16 protein-coding genes are annotated in these 16526 nt (G+C 48.8%); 13 read left to right on the plus strand and 3 right to left on the minus strand.

Annotated features, from left to right (window positions below):
* Positions 1-88: 88 nt before the first annotated feature.
* Genes Q0V70_RS00750 through rbsD form a run of 3 tightly spaced genes read left to right on the plus strand, consistent with a single transcriptional unit; the run spans position 89 to position 2369 of the window.
* Positions 89-1060 (plus strand): D-ribose ABC transporter substrate-binding protein, encoded by a 972-nt coding sequence (locus Q0V70_RS00750; protein ID WP_297587253.1) that lies wholly within the window; start codon positions 89-91, stop codon positions 1058-1060.
* Positions 1057-1980, plus strand: coding sequence for a ribokinase (locus tag Q0V70_RS00755; RefSeq protein ID WP_297587255.1), 924 nt, complete (start codon positions 1057-1059; stop codon positions 1978-1980). The genes Q0V70_RS00750 and Q0V70_RS00755 overlap by 4 nt, the downstream gene beginning before the upstream one ends.
* Positions 1980-2369 carry a D-ribose pyranase gene (gene rbsD, locus Q0V70_RS00760; protein ID WP_297587257.1) on the plus strand — a complete coding sequence of 130 codons (390 nt, stop codon included), beginning with the start codon at positions 1980-1982 and terminating at the stop codon, positions 2367-2369. Before Q0V70_RS00755 ends, rbsD begins: the two co-directional genes overlap by 1 nt.
* A gap of 222 nt (positions 2370-2591) precedes the next feature.
* Here rbsD and Q0V70_RS00765 read toward each other — a convergent pair whose 3' ends face one another.
* Positions 2592-3038 (minus strand): hypothetical protein, encoded by a 447-nt coding sequence (locus Q0V70_RS00765; protein WP_297587260.1) that lies wholly within the window; start codon positions 3036-3038, stop codon positions 2592-2594.
* A 302-nt stretch (positions 3039-3340) separates the two neighbouring features.
* On the opposite strand from Q0V70_RS00765, the gene Q0V70_RS00770 reads away from it, so the two are divergent.
* Complete coding sequence (locus Q0V70_RS00770; RefSeq protein WP_297587263.1) at positions 3341-4483, plus strand: prolyl oligopeptidase family serine peptidase; 1143 nt, start codon at positions 3341-3343, stop codon at positions 4481-4483.
* Positions 4484-4496: 13 nt separating this feature from the next.
* Here the strand turns inward: Q0V70_RS00770 and Q0V70_RS00775 are convergent, their stop codons facing one another.
* A complete protein-coding gene (locus tag Q0V70_RS00775) occupies positions 4497-5258 on the minus strand; it encodes a class I SAM-dependent methyltransferase (protein ID WP_297587780.1) in 762 nt (253 codons plus the stop codon).
* A gap of 101 nt (positions 5259-5359) precedes the next feature.
* On the opposite strand from Q0V70_RS00775, the gene Q0V70_RS00780 reads away from it, so the two are divergent.
* From Q0V70_RS00780 to Q0V70_RS00805, 6 genes are all read left to right on the plus strand, one after another.
* A complete protein-coding gene (locus tag Q0V70_RS00780) occupies positions 5360-7102 on the plus strand; it encodes an ABC transporter ATP-binding protein/permease (protein WP_297587266.1) in 1743 nt (580 codons plus the stop codon).
* The gene (locus Q0V70_RS00785; RefSeq protein WP_297587268.1) at positions 7099-8931 is read left to right on the plus strand and encodes an ABC transporter ATP-binding protein; all 1833 of its coding nucleotides are present in this window, start codon (positions 7099-7101) and stop codon (positions 8929-8931) included. Before Q0V70_RS00780 ends, Q0V70_RS00785 begins: the two co-directional genes overlap by 4 nt.
* Before the next feature lie 177 nt (positions 8932-9108).
* On the plus strand, positions 9109-11283 hold the full coding sequence (locus Q0V70_RS00790; RefSeq protein WP_297587270.1) for a YcaO-like family protein: 2175 nt from the start codon (positions 9109-9111) through the stop codon (positions 11281-11283).
* Positions 11284-11519: 236 nt separating this feature from the next.
* Positions 11520-12533 (plus strand): iron ABC transporter permease, encoded by a 1014-nt coding sequence (locus Q0V70_RS00795; RefSeq protein ID WP_297587272.1) that lies wholly within the window; start codon positions 11520-11522, stop codon positions 12531-12533.
* A gap of 19 nt (positions 12534-12552) precedes the next feature.
* On the plus strand, positions 12553-13572 hold the full coding sequence (locus Q0V70_RS00800) for an ABC transporter substrate-binding protein (RefSeq protein WP_297587274.1): 1020 nt from the start codon (positions 12553-12555) through the stop codon (positions 13570-13572).
* The gene (locus Q0V70_RS00805) at positions 13569-14345 is read left to right on the plus strand and encodes an ABC transporter ATP-binding protein (RefSeq protein ID WP_297587276.1); all 777 of its coding nucleotides are present in this window, start codon (positions 13569-13571) and stop codon (positions 14343-14345) included. Before Q0V70_RS00800 ends, Q0V70_RS00805 begins: the two co-directional genes overlap by 4 nt.
* Positions 14346-14497: 152 nt before the next feature.
* Here the strand turns inward: Q0V70_RS00805 and Q0V70_RS00810 are convergent, their stop codons facing one another.
* On the minus strand, positions 14498-14986 hold the full coding sequence (locus tag Q0V70_RS00810) for a carbonic anhydrase (protein ID WP_297587279.1): 489 nt from the start codon (positions 14984-14986) through the stop codon (positions 14498-14500).
* A gap of 235 nt (positions 14987-15221) precedes the next feature.
* On the opposite strand from Q0V70_RS00810, the gene rplN reads away from it, so the two are divergent.
* The 3 genes from rplN to rplE are packed head-to-tail and all read left to right on the plus strand — an operon-like array spanning position 15222 to position 16524.
* On the plus strand, positions 15222-15590 hold the full coding sequence (gene rplN, locus Q0V70_RS00815) for a 50S ribosomal protein L14 (protein ID WP_004008332.1): 369 nt from the start codon (positions 15222-15224) through the stop codon (positions 15588-15590).
* Positions 15590-15964 carry a 50S ribosomal protein L24 gene (gene rplX / locus Q0V70_RS00820; RefSeq protein ID WP_282922087.1) on the plus strand — a complete coding sequence of 125 codons (375 nt, stop codon included), beginning with the start codon at positions 15590-15592 and terminating at the stop codon, positions 15962-15964. The genes rplN and rplX overlap by 1 nt, the downstream gene beginning before the upstream one ends.
* The gene (gene rplE, locus Q0V70_RS00825) at positions 15964-16524 is read left to right on the plus strand and encodes a 50S ribosomal protein L5 (RefSeq protein WP_282922086.1); all 561 of its coding nucleotides are present in this window, start codon (positions 15964-15966) and stop codon (positions 16522-16524) included. The genes rplX and rplE overlap by 1 nt, the downstream gene beginning before the upstream one ends.
* Positions 16525-16526 lie beyond the last annotated feature (2 nt).

The following is a 16526-nucleotide window of genomic DNA, read 5'->3' on the forward strand; positions in this document are numbered from 1 at the left end:
CTCCCTTGCGCATTCGGATATTGCAATAAATAAACAACATGTTTCGAGGAAAACCCCGGAACAAGACAACCAGAAAGGTAAACATATTATGAAAAAATTTCACAAGTTATTTGCATCCGGAGCCGTCCTGGCTCTAGGAATCTTAGGCTTGAGTGCTTGCGGTGGCACCGATTCTGCCAATAACGGAGCCTCCTCAGGGGAGAACGGCAGTACCTCAGGTGGGAAAAACCTGGTATTGCTAGTTTCTACTCTGAGCAACCCCTTCTTTGTCGACCTGAGCGATGGTGCCAAGGCCGAAGCGGAAGCTAAGGGCTACACGTTGGAGATTTCTGATGCTCAGGATGACTCGGCCACCCAGGCTAACCAGGCTCAAAACGCCATCAGCAAGGGTGTGAGTGCGGTAATTATTAACCCTGTGGATTCCGATGCGGCGGGACCCTCTGTTGAAGCGTTGAATGGCGCGAAAATTCCTGTTATTGCAGTTGATCGCGGTGTCACTACCGGCAAACTGGATTCTTTTGTGTCTTCGGATAACGTACTCGGCGGCAAACTTGCTGCGGAGCAGATTGCCAAGGCCATTGGCGAGAAAGGAGACGTCATTGTGCTTCAGGGGGTGTCGGGTGCCTCCGCGACTCGTGACCGTGGTCAGGGCTTCGAGGAAGGCATCAAAGCCTTCCCGAATATCAAGGTAGTTGCTTCCCAGACCGCTAACTTTGACCGCGCCGAGGGATTGGACGTGGCATCAAACCTGCTGCAGGCTAATCCAAATGTGAAGGCTATCTTTGCACACAACGATGAGATGGCATTGGGAGCTTTGAAAGCCTTAGCGGAAAAGGCTGGTAAAGATGTATTCGTCTTTGGCTTTGATGGTACGAATGATGGCTTGCAGGCTGTGCAGGATGGAACCATGCTAGGAACGATTGCTCAGCAACCTAAAGAACTGGGTAAAATCGCCGTGGATCAAGCCATTAAGTTCTTGGAAAGCGGGAAGGCCGATGCCAACGTTCCGGTGGAGGTAAAGACTGTCACCAAAGAAAATGTTGCGGAGTACACCAAGTGACAATAGCTGTTTTCGGGTCTCTGAACGCTGACCTGAATCTGACAGTGGCTCGCCACCCCCAGCCGGGAGAGACCCTTTTGGGTGGGGGTGGCAGAGTCAGTGCCGGAGGTAAGGGAGCGAACCAAGCTCTTGCTGCCGCTCTGACTGGGCACCACGTGATGATGATTGGACAGGTTGGAAAGGATGCCAATGCGCAGGTGGTGGTGGAGTTTCTGCAAAAAGCTGGTGTGGACTTGAGCTTTGTGCGTCAAGTAGACACTCCCACCGGTCTGGCGGTTGTAACCGTTGAACAGGAAGGCGAAAACTTCATTATCGTAGTCCCCGGGGCAAACGGAACTATGAATAGTGGTGAAATCGAGTGGATTAACCCGGCATTGCACCAGGCTGACGTTCTGGTGATGCAGGCAGAAATACCGCAAGACTGCATTCTGGAGGCCGCAAAACGATTTGTGGAATCCGGAAAGCGGGTGGTTTTGAATCTTGCCCCGGCAATAGCTGTGAATCCATGGCTACTTTTACATAGTAATCCGTTGGTAGTAAATGAGTCCGAGTCACGTCTAGCGGCAAGCTGCTTAGGATTGAATCTCAACAATGCTGAGGACATTGATGTCGCGAAAGCATTGCTGGAAGCAGGAGTGCCCTCGGTGGTTCTGACTCTCGGTTCGCAAGGATCACTGTTGGGGGAACATACTTCGGAAGGTAATATTAGCGTTTCTCATCTAGATGCCATCCCTGTTAAAGCTGTGGACACTGTAGGGGCGGGTGACGCGTTCACCGGAGTGCTAGCGGCAAAATTAGCTGAGGGCCAATCCCTCCAAGACAGCGCATTGGCTGCGACGCGATTTGCTTCCGAAACAGTGAAATACCCTGGCGCGCAATCCTCTTATTGGCAGACAGCCAAAACCTTGAAAGGAATCTGATGAAGAAACAAGGCATTTTGAATCGCGCTCTTCTCACTCAAATCGCATGTTTGGGACACACAGACACCCTCGTGTTGGCGGACTGTGGTCTACCGGTTCCTCGGCATATTCCTGTGGTGGATTTGAGCGTGGTGTTCGGCTTACCTCGGTTTCAACCGGTACTCCAGGCTCTGTTGTCAGAGCTTGAAATAGAGGCTTGCTGTTACGCTTCTGAGGCTATAGGCACCGAGGTGGAATCTTGGTTTGCCGAGATTCCAGGGTCTCATGACACGATTCCACACGAAGATCTCAAACGACGGGTAGCGCAGGCAGCTTTTGTAGTCAGAACCGGGGAAGATACTCCGTGGGCGAATGTGATTTTGCGATGCGGTGTGCCTTTCGGAAAATGAGCACTAAATAGATGTTTGCCCGGGCTTACGGCCTGGGTAAACGTTTATTTTACGGTTCGTCTCTCTCCCCCCCCCCGTGAAAAAATCAATGTCTGATTAACACAGATGAGACTTCGCAGGAGAGCCAGAAAGAAAATGACTTTGGGCGCTATATAAAAACCATGATGGGCCTCACCCGCAGGTAAGGCCCATCAAGAGACTTGTGATGGAATCGAGACCGGTTTAGATAGCACTCAGAACGGGCAAAAGTCCCGCGCTCGTATCGCTAGCCATTCCCAGAATCGCCAGTCCTCCCACAACCGTCATGATGATACTGATACCGATAACAACTAGATAAATAATCGTAAATACCATAGCGACTGTGGTCCAAGTCTTTAGTTTAGATGTGGGTTCCATGTTCTGAGCTACCATCTCATTTTTCGCCTTGCTACCCATATACCAGGCGATTGGTGAGCAAATCGAAAAGAATATGCCGACAATAGCCAGTACCATTACGGTCTGTTCCTGGGGATGCTCATATGGGCGGGCGAACTGTCCGGGCATGGGTTGTCCCATCGGTTGCCCGGGCATGGGCTGGCCAGGCATGGGCTGGCCGGGCATGGGCTGGCCGGGTTGCGAACCGGGGACTTGACCGGGATTGTTTTGCGGGGGTTGATAAGGGTTGGACATAATTCCTCCTAAAGAATAAACAGCAACACCTGGGTCAAATTTATCAGGAATGCTCCGCAGGGCGCTACTGTTTAGGGGATGGCTTTTTAAGCTTTTGGGTCTGGCTGCAGTGGGGATACTGAACGGGAGAATTTATTCTGTTAGCGTCTTCGTATGAACCAGCTGCAGAAAGCAAATGGGGGAGTTCAATTTGATAGTGTGGTGTTGTTTTGTGAATTATCGCGTAGTACCCCCACTCGCGCCAGATTAGAGTGAGCTGTACATGGGATTTCTATGGTACATATTCCATTCGGAGGAAACAGATGGATACCGACTCTGAAAAAGTAGAAATAGATATAACCGATGGAGGAGTAGTTGCGACTTTTGGCGACAAAACTGTATTTTTGTTACCCCCGACAGATACTGCTGTTGTTCGTAATATTCAGCATGTAAAAGACTATTTAGTTGTGGTTCGTTGGGAGAGACTTGCAACCGTTTTGTACACCTTCTCTACGGCAGATTGGTCTAGGGCTCCAAGTATCACTCGCTTCATGCCGGCTCGTCCACTGGTAGTGGTGATAGCTACCGACGGATGCAGCATGACTATTGAAGATCCCGTAACAGAACCTGAAAACTTTGATATCGACTTTGAGCATATGCCCGATGAGATAACCATACCCAGCCCTTTGCGTATTGTCGAAATCCCCACGCCATCCGGCGGACTATATATTCAGATTGCCACTCCGAGGGATTTGAACCCCAGCAGTACTGAACGATTTGGACAAATACTCGTGACGGCGTATGCGGGATTTGGAATTTGTTTACCGATGGGTTTCAACCAGCATGTGCGTTCGTGGCTGGATGCATCCGGTTCATGGGTTCAAGTATTTGCCCGCGGGGGTGGAGAACTCGGGCGCAAGTGGCATCTTTCAGGAACTGGACCAGGTTCGCTGGTAGGTGCAGAAGATATCCTCTCCGCAGTCGAATTTTTGCGGTCAAAAGATATTGGGCACAAGGTGCTATGCTACGGCTTTTCACATGGGGGAACTCAGCTTTTGCGTGCTTTCTTACTCCGTCCTGAGTATTTCACTCGTCTTGTCTTTTGGTCTCCTGTCGTTGAGACGTGCGAGCCTCACAATCCATGGCCGGAACCTTGGTATCTGGAGTATGGCAATCCAAAGGACCCTGCGCAAAGAGCAGCCATGAAATCAGCATGTCCAACACATATGCTTCGCCATATGCTTGACGAAACGTTGCACTCGCTAGATAAACGTAGTGTTTTGTTTCTCTCGAGCGCTGATGATGACCGGGTATCCCCAAATCAAATTGCTAAGTTCAGTTCAGAGCTTTCACGTGTTGCCGATGTTAAATTTCAGCAGGCTAAATTCGCCGGTCATGCTGGGCTAAATGGCAATGAAGAAGCTGCCGCTCAGCAGTGCCTGCTCTGGAAGTTCCTGTGTGGTTGACTTATAGCCATAACTATATTTTCTGGAAGATATGAATGCACATAGGACTGTCTTCTTTAGCTGGAGTCGCATCCCAGTCTTGCCATATCTCTACTAGTTGCAGACCGGAATTTTGCCCGAACTGAATCAGTTGCGAGCGTTCATTCCAGCGCAAGGCTGCAGTGTAAACGTCTGGCGCCTGTTGATCCTTCAGAAAAACGAAGGCTTGGGTGAATATCTTTTTATCAGGATAATAAACCTCGCACGACAACGTAACTTCTCCCGGAATTATTCGCATAATGTGTACGCGTTGACCGGATAGGGTGTAGCCTGCTGGATTCATGCATTCTATGACCAAGAAACCTCCGGGCTTCAAATGCTCTGACGCCCTGTAAAAGAATTCCTGCTGCTTCTCGACTGAGAGCATGGTTTGAATCTCTAAAGCAAGGTTAAAAACCAAATCGAAAGTTTTTCCTAGCCTAACTTCAGCAGGGTCACCCAGATGCGTGACAACGTCACTGCCAGTGGCTTGTTCCTCAAGTTTGGTGAGCATTGCTTCGTGTCGCTCTATGACCTCCACGCTCGAACATTTTCCTACTAGTGGCAAGACGTGGCGTCCGGTGCCGACTGCTGTTCCTAGAATGTCTCCTCCGCCGGACAACCTCAACAGTTGCGCGATCGCAGAATTTGTTTCAGGTCGATACCCAAACTTTTCATGCCATCTATCAGCCCAATGCTGACTGTTGGCGTATTCATTCAGCTCATTGAAATCGACTCGGTAATCTAGCATTTTCATCTCTCCCAAGATTCGTCCCCGAACACTTTCTAGTTATGTTAGGCTAACCTAAGTAATGTCGTTAAGCCAAGTGCTTGCGACAACAGAGATGAGGGAGATGTATGCCTAACTGTGAGATTCTCAAATTGGGACGTGCGGGATGGATTCCTATGTGCGCCACGTCTCTCTTCGGGTTACTTCACTCAGCAGTAACTCTCTGCCTTGCCTGGATTATGTCAAGAATTTTTGCGACCCTTTATTCTGGCAACTATTCGCATCTGTTCGCGTTGCTGGAAATTCTTGCAGTGCTGTTACTGGTGCGCCCTGTGATTGCGCTCGGTAAGGAACTTCTCGTCAGCTTGATTGGCATGACTGTCAAAATCGATGTCAGGCTCAAGCTGCTCCAGCACCTTAATGGCATTGGACCTTTTGGCTTATCATCCAAACGCACTGGGGAAGCTGAAGCATTGGTCACGGACGGTGTTGAACTTCTAGAAGATTACTATGGTAGGTATGTTCCCCAAATCGTTGTCACTGTAGTAACAGCAATTACAGTGCTAATTCTGCTCTTTCAGCTAGATTCACTTGTGGCACTCATTGGTGTAATTGTGGTAGTCCTGACGCCGACGCTTCCAAAGGCATGGAACAAGGTGCTTACCCGCCGGGGATACCGACATTGGGAACAATATTCCCAGATGAATGCCGAAGTAGTTGATGCCATGCAGGGCATGACGACGCTGCAACTTTTTAACGGGGTCGAAGAACGGCGTAAAAAAATCGTTTCTACCAGTCAGCAGCTTCTGTCCGCAACCCTTTCGCAGATGCGTATCTCGCTACTTGAGTCAGCTATTTCATCTTGGGTGGTATATGGAGGTCCGGTGATGGTTCTCACACTCGGTGTCCGTCAAGCATCACAAGGAAACGTAGCTGTAGCCTCTCTGTTCTGGTGCATGTTCTTAGGCGTAGAACTGTTTCGTCCATTCCAAGATCTCAGCGTCAACTGGCATGCCGGCTACCATGGCTATTCGACGGCTCAGAAAGCGCTTAAATTACTAAAGACTCCGACTCCTGATGACTCTAATCTGCCCCAAGAGCACCGACCACGCACTACAGAAATTCAATTTAATGAGGTTTCCTATCGGTACTCTTCAGCGCAACGAGACGCAGTCAGCGACATTAGTTTGGAAATACCGGAAGGGGAAGCCCTTGGACTGGTAGGGCAATCTGGCTGTGGAAAATCCACGATGCTTGGTCTGTTGCTGCGGTTTGGTAATCCCAGCAGTGGGAACATTCAGATAGGAGGAGTCGATTTACGTGCGCTATCACGTGACGATAGGTGCTCTTTGATTACACTCGTGCCACAAGAGCCGGTAATTTTTGATGGCACCATCGCAGACAATTTACGTGCCTGCGCCCCGAAGGCCTCGGATGAGCGTCTTCATTCCTTGTGTCTGTCGTTGGGTTTGGAAGATATTGCCCCAATAGACAATTTGCTGGACTTCAGGGTGGACGAGCGAGGTAGTGGTGTTTCAGGTGGTCAGCGCCAAAGGCTGGCAATTGCTCGTGCGTTGCTTAGAGAAACGCCTATTTTGTTGCTGGACGAAGCAACCTCAGCTCTCGATGCTGAGACAGAACGATTGACTTGGCGAGCTATTGATAATCATCGCAAGATATTAGCCTCTAAAGGGCGCTCATTGACAGTCATCTCATCTGCTCATCGTCTGGAATCAGTCCGCGCTGCAGACAGAATCGTAGTTCTCTCCGCGGGCAAAATTGTGGAAATTGGTAATCATGACAGTCTCATGCAGCAAGGAGGCACCTACGCAATGCTGGTTGCTACGTCCGAAGAGTTGGTGCAATCTTGAAACAAATCTTGTATAGAGACGCATTCAGGCCAATTCTTCGACTGCTGCCAGGGCTATCGCGTTACAAAAAACATGAAGCGCTTATTTTTGTTATGTTATTGATTCATCGCATTTGCGTTACGGCGATCAACGTGATGAGTGCTGCATTAGTGTCGCGTATTTTAATAATTGGAGAAGTCGATCAGCTAGCTTGGTGGATGGTGGCTTCATTGGGTTTGCTGGTTCTCTCCGTGGGACTGAGTTGGTGGCTCGATATGTGGTTTGCTCATGTCTATAGCTACAAGATCATCGCAGATCTTCGTGTTGATTTGTTTGATGCAATCAACCGTATCAGTCCCGCAGGGTTACGTCACAGAAAAACGGGCGATGTCGCGGCCGCGGCTATGTCAGATGTAGAAATTACCGAGTGGTTTTATGCCCACACTGTGATTGATTTTCTGGCTACACTTGTGGCGAATTTAATCTTTACCAGTGTAATGATTATTCTCGTGGGACCGTCAGGTCTTATCTTGCTGGTTGTTACCTCTTTGATTTTGCTAGTACCGATTCTCACTTTAACATTGCAGACCAAGCAAGGAGAAAGCATTCGGCGTAGTCTTGCAAATCAAAAAGGGCGCTGCCTGGAGATGATTCAAGGTTCGCGTGAAATCATGAGTCTTGGTCTGGCCAATCTCCAGTTAGATGCTATTCGTGACTCTACCTTGGAAGTTCAACGTCATAAGCGCAGTTACCTGATTCGGTCTGGTATAGAAATTGCGGTATCTCAGTTGATGATCTCTGCTGCCACTATAGGTACCTTGGCTTGGCTGCTGGGACTGAGAAAAGTTGGGAGGGTTGACCTTGCCGCTATCCCCCCAGCCATGATGTTGCTGAGTGCGTCCTGTATTGCAGCTCTCAGCATTTCCTCGATGCTCCGCAAACTTGGCGAAGTTTCTGGGGCAACCTGCAGGTATTTTGAGCTCCTTGATAAACCCAGACAGGTGCTTGATGATGGAAAGACGGCAGAATTTAGTGACGGCTTGCTGAGCTTGGAATTTAGAGATGTATGCTTTCAGTACGATGAAGCTAGGGTATTAAATGATTTCAGCTTGCTCATTCCCGCAGGCTCGTCAGTGGCGCTGGTAGGGCGCACAGGTGCCGGAAAATCTACATTAGCAGCGTTGGCTGTTCGGCTATATGAACCACAATCTGGAGAAATTCGTATTGACGGCAAGAGAATAGATTCAATTCCTTTAAAACAGCTGAGACAGTTAGTGACGCTTGTCCCGCAGCATCCTTACATTTTCAGAGGTACTATTCGTGACAATTTGCTCATGGCTAAACCCAGCGCTTCTGAGGATGAACTATGGCAATCGCTTAAAATTGCCCAGATTATTAACACAATACGGGAGCTGCCCAAACAATTAGACACAGTAATTGGAGAACGAGGTGCAACGCTTTCGGGGGGGCAGCGTCAGCGACTCAGCCTAGCTCAAGCGTTTCTGCGTAACTCATCTATTGTGATTTTCGATGAATCGGTATCTAATCTCGATCCTAAACTCGAGCAAGAACTAATTGCAGCTAGCAGGTTTATCTATGACGGTCGTACCACGATAACCATCGCGCATCGTCTTTCTACGATTAAATCGGCCGACTATGTGGCTTTTCTCCATGAAGGCAAACTAGCTGCTTTTGGTCCCCACAGTGAATTAGTTCAGCATTGTGAACCATACCGAGAGTTTGTAGCGCCTGCGTCTGCGCTAACTGATTACTTGGCTTCTAGCCGAGACTCCAACAGGTATAAACGTGAGGAGGTGAAAAATGACGGATGTAGTAATCAAGAAGGTTGAAGAAGATGCATCACAGCGTCTAGTTGCGCCGTGCTGCCACTCTACTTCAACGAATCAGGTTAAGTAATCTGCAAAAGTGATTAAGCGGAAGGGCGGGAGAGCTTCTACATACGTGCGTTTTACGTGAAGCTCTCCCGACCTTTCCTTTCAACTAGAACATACGTCGAGGTGCAACTAATGGTACTAAACCTGTTAAACGATTTGGGTCTTTCCAAGGAGACCGCTTTTGAGTTGCGTGAGTTACCGCATAACAATACGTTACTTACTGATGCGGTTTCTGATAACTATGTAATCGAATTGCCGATACTGCAAGTGCTTTCTTTTTACCACAATTGGTCGAATAATGACGGGATTGTTCCACCAGCATTATTGGAGCTCTTTGATACTTCCCAACGCCTTTACCAATCCTTGCGTAGCAGGTATGGAGTACTCAACTTGGCTAGCCTAGGGGGTAGTGATGGTGGAGTGCCTGACGAATCAAAGTATCTGTTGGCTGGCAATTCGTCACTCGTAAAGATTCTGTTAAACAGCATAGATACATCCGATGTTGCAGCATATGTTGGATCTGATGAACAGGTAATTAATGCTGCTTTCCACTTTGATGCAGTGCCAATTAGATTTGAGCCCCAGATGGAAAATCTATCTTTCGGACATTTTGAGCAAATTGCTCGCAATTACCGAATTCAATGGTGTCCCATGTTTCTCCGCCAGAATACGCTATGGATTGGACCCGTTTTATCGTCTTCTGTAGGACCTTCGTGGGATGATTTAGTGCGTCGCCGAGTTGCCGCCCATCTTAGCGAACCAATCGCCCGCGCACTAGGGCAACCCTCGCTGAATGGGCCGATTATACTGTTGAGTCCCAATGCTATTACCCGGGCTTTTAATCTTTTGCCACAGTTAACACCGGGTGACATGCTGGAAATCGGTTTGGACGCTTCTGTTAAGGAGCACACAGTATTAGCTTGGTCAGCAAAATTAGACCCTAAACGCTCCTGCATTACTCCCAGGCAGCTCATCTCAAAGGAATGTGGTGTAATTCGCAGAATTCGTAAAATCTCTCATCGTCCGGATTTGCCATCTAAAATGATCACTTACCAAGCCGATATGTCATTTACACAACGGGTTACCGGCTGGAATTGTGCTTATACTTGCGAAGGTTCATCATTTGGAGATGAGAACCAAGCTTACTATGCTGCTATAGGTGAAGCTTGCGAACGATATGCTGGAAATACTTTAGATACTTTGCCCGTAAAACATGGTTCCTACAATGAATTATGCAAGCAGGGATTTAAAGTGCTCGAACCAAATTCTATCGTGCTATTTAGCGAGGAACAATACAGTAGAAGTGATTTTCCCTTTGTTCCCTTTACAGAGGATTTGCGTCTAGGCTGGGTACCAGGAAATTACTTAGACACCAAGGATGAGGTGATGATTCCCGCAGCCCTCACTTACTCAAATTGGTATTCGTATCCCAACGGTGGAGAGGCCCCGTTACTAAAATGTCCGTTTGCGGGCATTGCGGCAGGTGAATGCTATGAGAGCGCGATTCTCAGTGCTATAGAAGAGGTGATAGAACGGCATGCAACTATGACCTGGTGGCTTACAGGCGTAACCCTGCCACTTCTAGAGATAACACCACAACTGCTTGAACAGATTGGTGAAATTCCAGATTACCAAGAACTGTTCCTCACCCGTCTACAAAATATATTCGATTTTCCAGTTGTATGCGCGACTGTGGTCAATCATAAACAACAAACGATAAATATGGGCTTTGCTGCACGTGTCAACGAGACAGATGCTGCGCTAAAAGCGTTGCTAGAAGCTTTTAGTCTCCAAGAGGGGAGTATAGACTTGCTCAATCCCGAAGGCTCGCATTGGAAAGCCATTAACGAAGGTCTTTTACCAAGAAGCGGACTGAGACACTACCGCCATGATCGGAAGTATTCGACAGAGTATAAAACAGATTTTTCTGACTGCACAGACCTTATGGCGCAGCAACAGTACTATTTAGATCCCAGCGTCCATGATAGTATTTTGCATCTTATTAAATCCCGTGACTCTGTACGGCTTGATACAGTTCCTCGCCGTACTCGTAGCATTGGAAGTTACATAGAGCTCCTCGCTGAACGAGGTTTTCGTCCGATTGTTGCGGATCTTACCCCGCCCGATATAGCCCAAACCGGAATAAAAGTTGTGCGGGTAATTGTTCCCGGGACAGTGATGAATTCTCCGGCAGCATTTCCACACTTCGGCAACGATGTCGTGCAGCGTAATGCTGTTCAGCTACGATGGCTGGTCGCCGGGGAGACAAAGGTTCATTGGAATTTACGTCCACTACCTCATGCCTAATTTTCTCGATTATCCCGCTAAGTGTAATTTTCGCGCGGCGAAACGCTCTTGGTGGCAAGCGAAGCCCCGACTCATGCGACCCTTCGTCGCACTAACTATTTACAGCAGAAACCGCCGCAGGTGCAAAGATTTCGTGGAGCTGCGGATAGTCAGTGGGTACGGGCAATTTTTCAAATCGATTTTGACATGGTAGTCTTCCCACTAAGGGAAGGCTAACCTAACAGAAAGTTAAGTGATTGAATAGACGTGCGAGAATTTGGACTGCGACTCTGGGGGCTCTGACTATCGTTTCTGCTCTTCTTGCCATAGGGGTAGGCCCGGCTTCTGTTAGCCCCGCAGCTACTATCGACGTTCTATTGTGTAAGCTGTCTGGAAACTGTGCGGGCGTTCCTCAACGTGACATGGTTATCGTCTGGGATATACGAGCACCACGGGTAGTTCTGGCCGGCTTGGTGGGGATTGGGCTCTCGATTTCTGGAACGGTCATCCAATCTGTAGTGAGAAATATTCTGGCCGATCCTTACTTGCTTGGAATTGCCTCTGGGGCATCCACCGGGGCTGCAACGGTAATGGTGTTTGGGGCAGTTGGGATATTCGGGTTAACTCTAGGAGCCTTTGCAGGCGCGCTCATTTCGATTTGTGCAGTATTTCTGTTAACTACTGTAGGTGGCGTTCTAACCGCAGAGAGAGTTGTGTTCGCGGGTATAGCCGTAGGTCTATTCATGAGTGCGCTAACAAATTTAGTGGTATTTTTCTATGGCTCTCAGGCTTCAGCTCACGCTGTAATGTTCTGGATGTTAGGTTCATTGGCCTTAGCAAGCTGGAATCAGCTACCTATACCTGCTGTCATCACATTATTTACCATTGCTATGTGCGTTTCACAAGGTCCACGTCTCGATGCAATTTCGCTAAGCGATGACACAGCCAGGGCATTAGGATTCAATCCACAAACCTTGCGATATGTAACCATAACGGTGATAGCGGGATGCGTTGCTTCTTTGGTAGCTATCTCCGGCGCTATTGGATTCGTAGGTTTGGTCGTTCCGCATATTGCGCGACATCTTGTCGGAGCTACCAGTCGCAGTGTCGTTCCCACTGCGGGAACGTTGGGGGCGCTTCTTCTCATATGGGCCGACGCCGTAGGACGCGTTGTATTTGCCCCTCGTGAATTACCAATAGGTGTAATTACAGCATTGGCAGGTACTCCGTTACTCATGCTTTTAATCAGGAAACAGTACAAATTCTCATAGATATACAGAAAGGAAAACCATGAGATATAACAAACTAGGAGCACTGGTTGGTGCTATTGCGCTGCTCGCTTCGCTTAGTGCCTGTGGAGACGGAAGCAAACCTGAATCTTCAGCGGCGGGAGAAAATAATCAGAGTGCCAATTCTGTTACTTACCCCTTAGAGGTTGAGTCATGCGGTAGGAAGGTAACAATCGAAAAAGAGCCTACGAAAGTAATGTCCATCGGGGTAGCTTCTGGAATCTTTGCAGCGAAGGTTGCTAAGAATGGGCAATTCGTCTTGCGCTCGGGAGAGATGGGCGAAAAAAATCCGTTAGCGGACGAGTATGGTGCAGAACTGTGGGATGAAGCAAGTCCTTCAACAGAGAGTATTATCGAAAAAGGTGTTGATTTAGTTATCGGTGACTTATACGGCAAAGCTGACCCAGATAAGCTCGCAGCGGCGGGAATTCAAATGTATATACCAAGCGTGTTATGCCAGCACGCCAAAGAAGAAAATCCAGATTTGGTTAAAGGTGATGTTCCACCAGTAAAGCTAATAGATGTAGAGAATGACATTCAGGAACTTGGTAAAATATTCAATAACCCTGACGGGTCAGAAAAGGCAGTTCAGGAATTTGACAGCAAGTATAAGGAAGCTAAGAATATCATCAAGGATGATGCTAAATCAGCTGCATTTCTATTCTATTTTTCCGAGCAGTACCCGGTTATGTCTGTAGGTGAAGGTGGTATTGAAGGTGCGATTATGAGAGAACTAGGTTTAAAGAACATCTTCTCTGACCATAAAGAGGCCTACCTGGAAGAAGTTAGTTGGGAGGCTGTGCTGCAGGCTAATCCAGATGTCATCATTATAAAATACGGCAGGACTGGCTCAACCTTTGAAGCGGACAAAGCGAGACTTCTCAAAGAGCCGGGAGCTGATACCCTAACTGCAGTAAAGAATGACAATATTATTGGCATTGCGAATCGCGAAACCTGGCCCTCGCCCGAAATCGCCACCGGAATTCTTAAACTAGCCGAGAGTCTCAACAAGATCAAGTGAACATCTACGATTGCAGTAATGTAACGTTCTCGTACCCAGGGGCCGTTAGTGGCAGACCGCTGCTTGATGATTTGTCACTAACGGTCCCTGCGGGGATTACGCTTGGAATTATCGGTCCAAACGGTTCGGGTAAATCGACTCTCATAAAATGCCTGTACAAGTCGCTTATCCCACAGAAAGGTACTATAAATTTTAATGGTACTGATTTAAATCAAATCGGTACCAGACAACTATCGAAGCTTCTTTCAGTGGTGGTACAGTCAGAGTCCGCATCTCTTCCTCTAACCGTTAGAGAATACGTTGAGCTGGGAAGAGCCACGTACCACAATGCGTTTGAAGGGTACTCATCTCAAGATGCTGAAATCGCAGATTCTAGCATCGAAATGCTCGGTCTTCGCGAATTGGCAGACATTCCAATAACTCGTGTTTCTGGAGGAGAACACCAAAGAGCCAAGTTAGCGAGAGCTCTATGCCAATCTACCTCAACTATGCTGCTTGACGAGCCGACCAACCATCTGGATATTTTCTTTCAGCATCAAATTTTAAAAATCGTCAAGAAACGTAATCTTTCAGCAATAGTAGTTCTACACGATTTAAATCTAGCCGCGATTTATTGCGAGTTAATTGCTGTATTGGATAAAGGTAAAATAGTCGCCCTGGGTAAGCCGGAGGATGTACTCATCCCTGAAGTCCTTGAAGATGTGTACCGTGTAACGGTGCAGCGTATAGACACCAAACACGGGGTACAGCTTCTGTTATTACCAAAAGACTAATTCGCGGTTGGAATGCTCGAACCTTTGGCGCTGAACCAAAAATCGGTTAAATTCAGCTTGGTGAGTAAAAATGGGTGCAGATTGGATGTTGCACGCGTGGTCTGCTGAATGTGTGTATTGCCTTAAGCGATATCTGCTAAACCATCATGTATTCAACACACCTGGGTGACTTGTCCGGTCTCTACGTCATACATAAACCCGCCCACTTCGGCAAACCCTTTAATCAGGGCGTGGTTTCGCAGAGTCTCCACGTCATCACGCAAATGTTGGTCCTGGTTCGGGTCTGCGCCAAAAACCAAATCTCCAACGGGTTGTCCAGCTTGTTTGGCAATAATGGCCCGTAATCCCGCTTCGTCAGTGGAAGCCATGGTGCAATTGGTGTGTTCCAGCACCATAATTCGGTCCACATTGAGTTTATGAACCGCCGCGATGGCACCAGCCAACGTGCTGGGCTTCAAGAATCCACCGGGAGTGCGCAGAACCTTGGCTTGTCCAACATTTAGCCCAAATATTTCGAGAGGATCGAGACGGGAATCCATACAAGTCACAATCAGCAACCCATGCGCGGGAGCACCGGGCAGCCCACGGTAGGGAAATTTTTTGACGTATTGAGCATTACCTTGTAATAAATCATCAAACACATTCTCAGCTTAGCGGTTTTCGCAACGGGATGAATGGCGGTTTGGCTGCGGTTTGCCACCCCCGCCAATAAATACTAGACTTGGAGGGTTGCTTTTGGCTGAGACCTCTCACAAATGTGTCTGTGTCAGCCAGGGGTTTCAATTCCGCCCGTTTGAGGTGGGATTTGTGCGCCCTTGCAACGCAAGATAGGTTCGGCAAGGCTCTATTGAGAACCGGCCAGACGAAGGAGAAAAGATGATTCAGCAGGAGTCGCGACTGAAGGTCGCCGACAACACGGGGGCTAAGGAAATCCTTTGCATCCGTGTGATGGGCGGCTCGAAGCGACGCTACGCCGGCATCGGCGACACCATTGTCGCGACCGTCAAGGATGCTATCCCTGGCGGCAACGTGAAAAAGGGTGAAGTCGTTAAGGCTGTCGTAGTCCGCACTAAAAAGGAGACCCGCCGCAAGGACGGTTCCTACATTCGTTTCGACGAGAACGCCGCTGTCATCCTCAAGAACGATGAGGAGCCGCGCGGCACCCGTATTTTCGGGCCCGTCGGGCGTGAACTTCGCGAAAAGAAGTTCATGCGCATTATTTCACTCGCCCCGGAGGTGATCTGATGGCAGCAAAGTTGAAGGTTGGCGACGAAGTCGTGGTCATAACTGGCCGCGACAAAGGCAAGCATGGCCGGATTCTGCAAATCGACCGGAAGCGTGAACGCGTGGTGGTCGAGGGCGTCATGATGATGAAGCACCACAACAAGGCGGGGCGGACCCATCAGGGGCCGACTGGCGGCATCGAAACGAAAGAGGCCTCCATTCATATTTCCAACGTGATGTACTACGAGCCTGCGGCGGCCAAGGCCAAACTGGGCAACACGACCAAAAAGATTGCGGGTACCCGGGTGGGGATGCGCGAAGAGGTCGTGGATCGCGATGGTAAAGAAAAGACCGTTCGGATTCGCGTGTCCAAAGCTACCGGGAAGGATCTGTAATGGCAGAGGAAACATACACCCCGCGGCTTAAGACCAAGTACCGCGAAGAAATCAAGGGTCAGCTGCTCAAGGAATTCAAGCACCAGAACGTTAACCAGGTTGGCGGTTTGGAAAAGATTGTCGTGAACATGGGTGTGGGTGCCGCCGCGCACGACCACAAGCTCATGGAAGGCGCTATCTCTGACCTGTCCACCATCACCGGCCAGAAGCCCGTGGTTGACAAGGCTCGCAAGTCCATCGCTCAGTTCAAGTTGCGTGAAGGTTCCCCGATTGGGGCTCACGTCACCCTGCGCGGTGACCGCATGTGGGAGTTCCTCGATCGTTTGCTTTCCACGGCTTTGCCGCGTATCCGCGACTTCCGTGGTTTGAGCTCCAAGCAGTTCGACGGTCATGGAAATTACACTTTCGGCTTGACCGAGCAATCCGTGTTCCATGAGATTGACCAGGACTCCATCGACCATGTTCGGGGGATGGACATCACGGTCGTAACCACCGCTGCTACTGATGACGAAGGCCGGGCACTGCTGAAGTACCTCGGTTTCCCGTTCAAGGAGGATTAAGA

The sequence above is a fragment of the uncultured Mobiluncus sp. genome (assembly GCF_947087965.1).
GTDB lineage: Bacteria > Actinomycetota > Actinomycetes > Actinomycetales > Actinomycetaceae > Mobiluncus.

What these genes read in the sequence shown, in the direction of transcription:
- rplN (WP_004008332.1), top strand. Translation starts at nt 15,222, where the DNA reads ATGATTCAGCAGGAGTCGCGACTGAAGGTCGCCGACAACACGGGGGCT.
- Q0V70_RS00765 (WP_297587260.1), bottom strand. Translation starts at nt 3,038, where the DNA reads ATGTCCAACCCTTATCAACCCCCGCAAAACAATCCCGGTCAAGTCCCC.
- Q0V70_RS00790 (WP_297587270.1), top strand. Translation starts at nt 9,109, where the DNA reads ATGGTACTAAACCTGTTAAACGATTTGGGTCTTTCCAAGGAGACCGCT.
- rplE (WP_282922086.1), top strand. Translation starts at nt 15,964, where the DNA reads ATGGCAGAGGAAACATACACCCCGCGGCTTAAGACCAAGTACCGCGAA.
- Q0V70_RS00750 (WP_297587253.1), top strand. Translation starts at nt 89, where the DNA reads ATGAAAAAATTTCACAAGTTATTTGCATCCGGAGCCGTCCTGGCTCTA.
- Q0V70_RS00775 (WP_297587780.1), bottom strand. Translation starts at nt 5,258, where the DNA reads ATGAAAATGCTAGATTACCGAGTCGATTTCAATGAGCTGAATGAATAC.
- Q0V70_RS00780 (WP_297587266.1), top strand. Translation starts at nt 5,360, where the DNA reads ATGCCTAACTGTGAGATTCTCAAATTGGGACGTGCGGGATGGATTCCT.
- Q0V70_RS00770 (WP_297587263.1), top strand. Translation starts at nt 3,341, where the DNA reads ATGGATACCGACTCTGAAAAAGTAGAAATAGATATAACCGATGGAGGA.
- Q0V70_RS00800 (WP_297587274.1), top strand. Translation starts at nt 12,553, where the DNA reads ATGAGATATAACAAACTAGGAGCACTGGTTGGTGCTATTGCGCTGCTC.
- rbsD (WP_297587257.1), top strand. Translation starts at nt 1,980, where the DNA reads ATGAAGAAACAAGGCATTTTGAATCGCGCTCTTCTCACTCAAATCGCA.
- rplX (WP_282922087.1), top strand. Translation starts at nt 15,590, where the DNA reads ATGGCAGCAAAGTTGAAGGTTGGCGACGAAGTCGTGGTCATAACTGGC.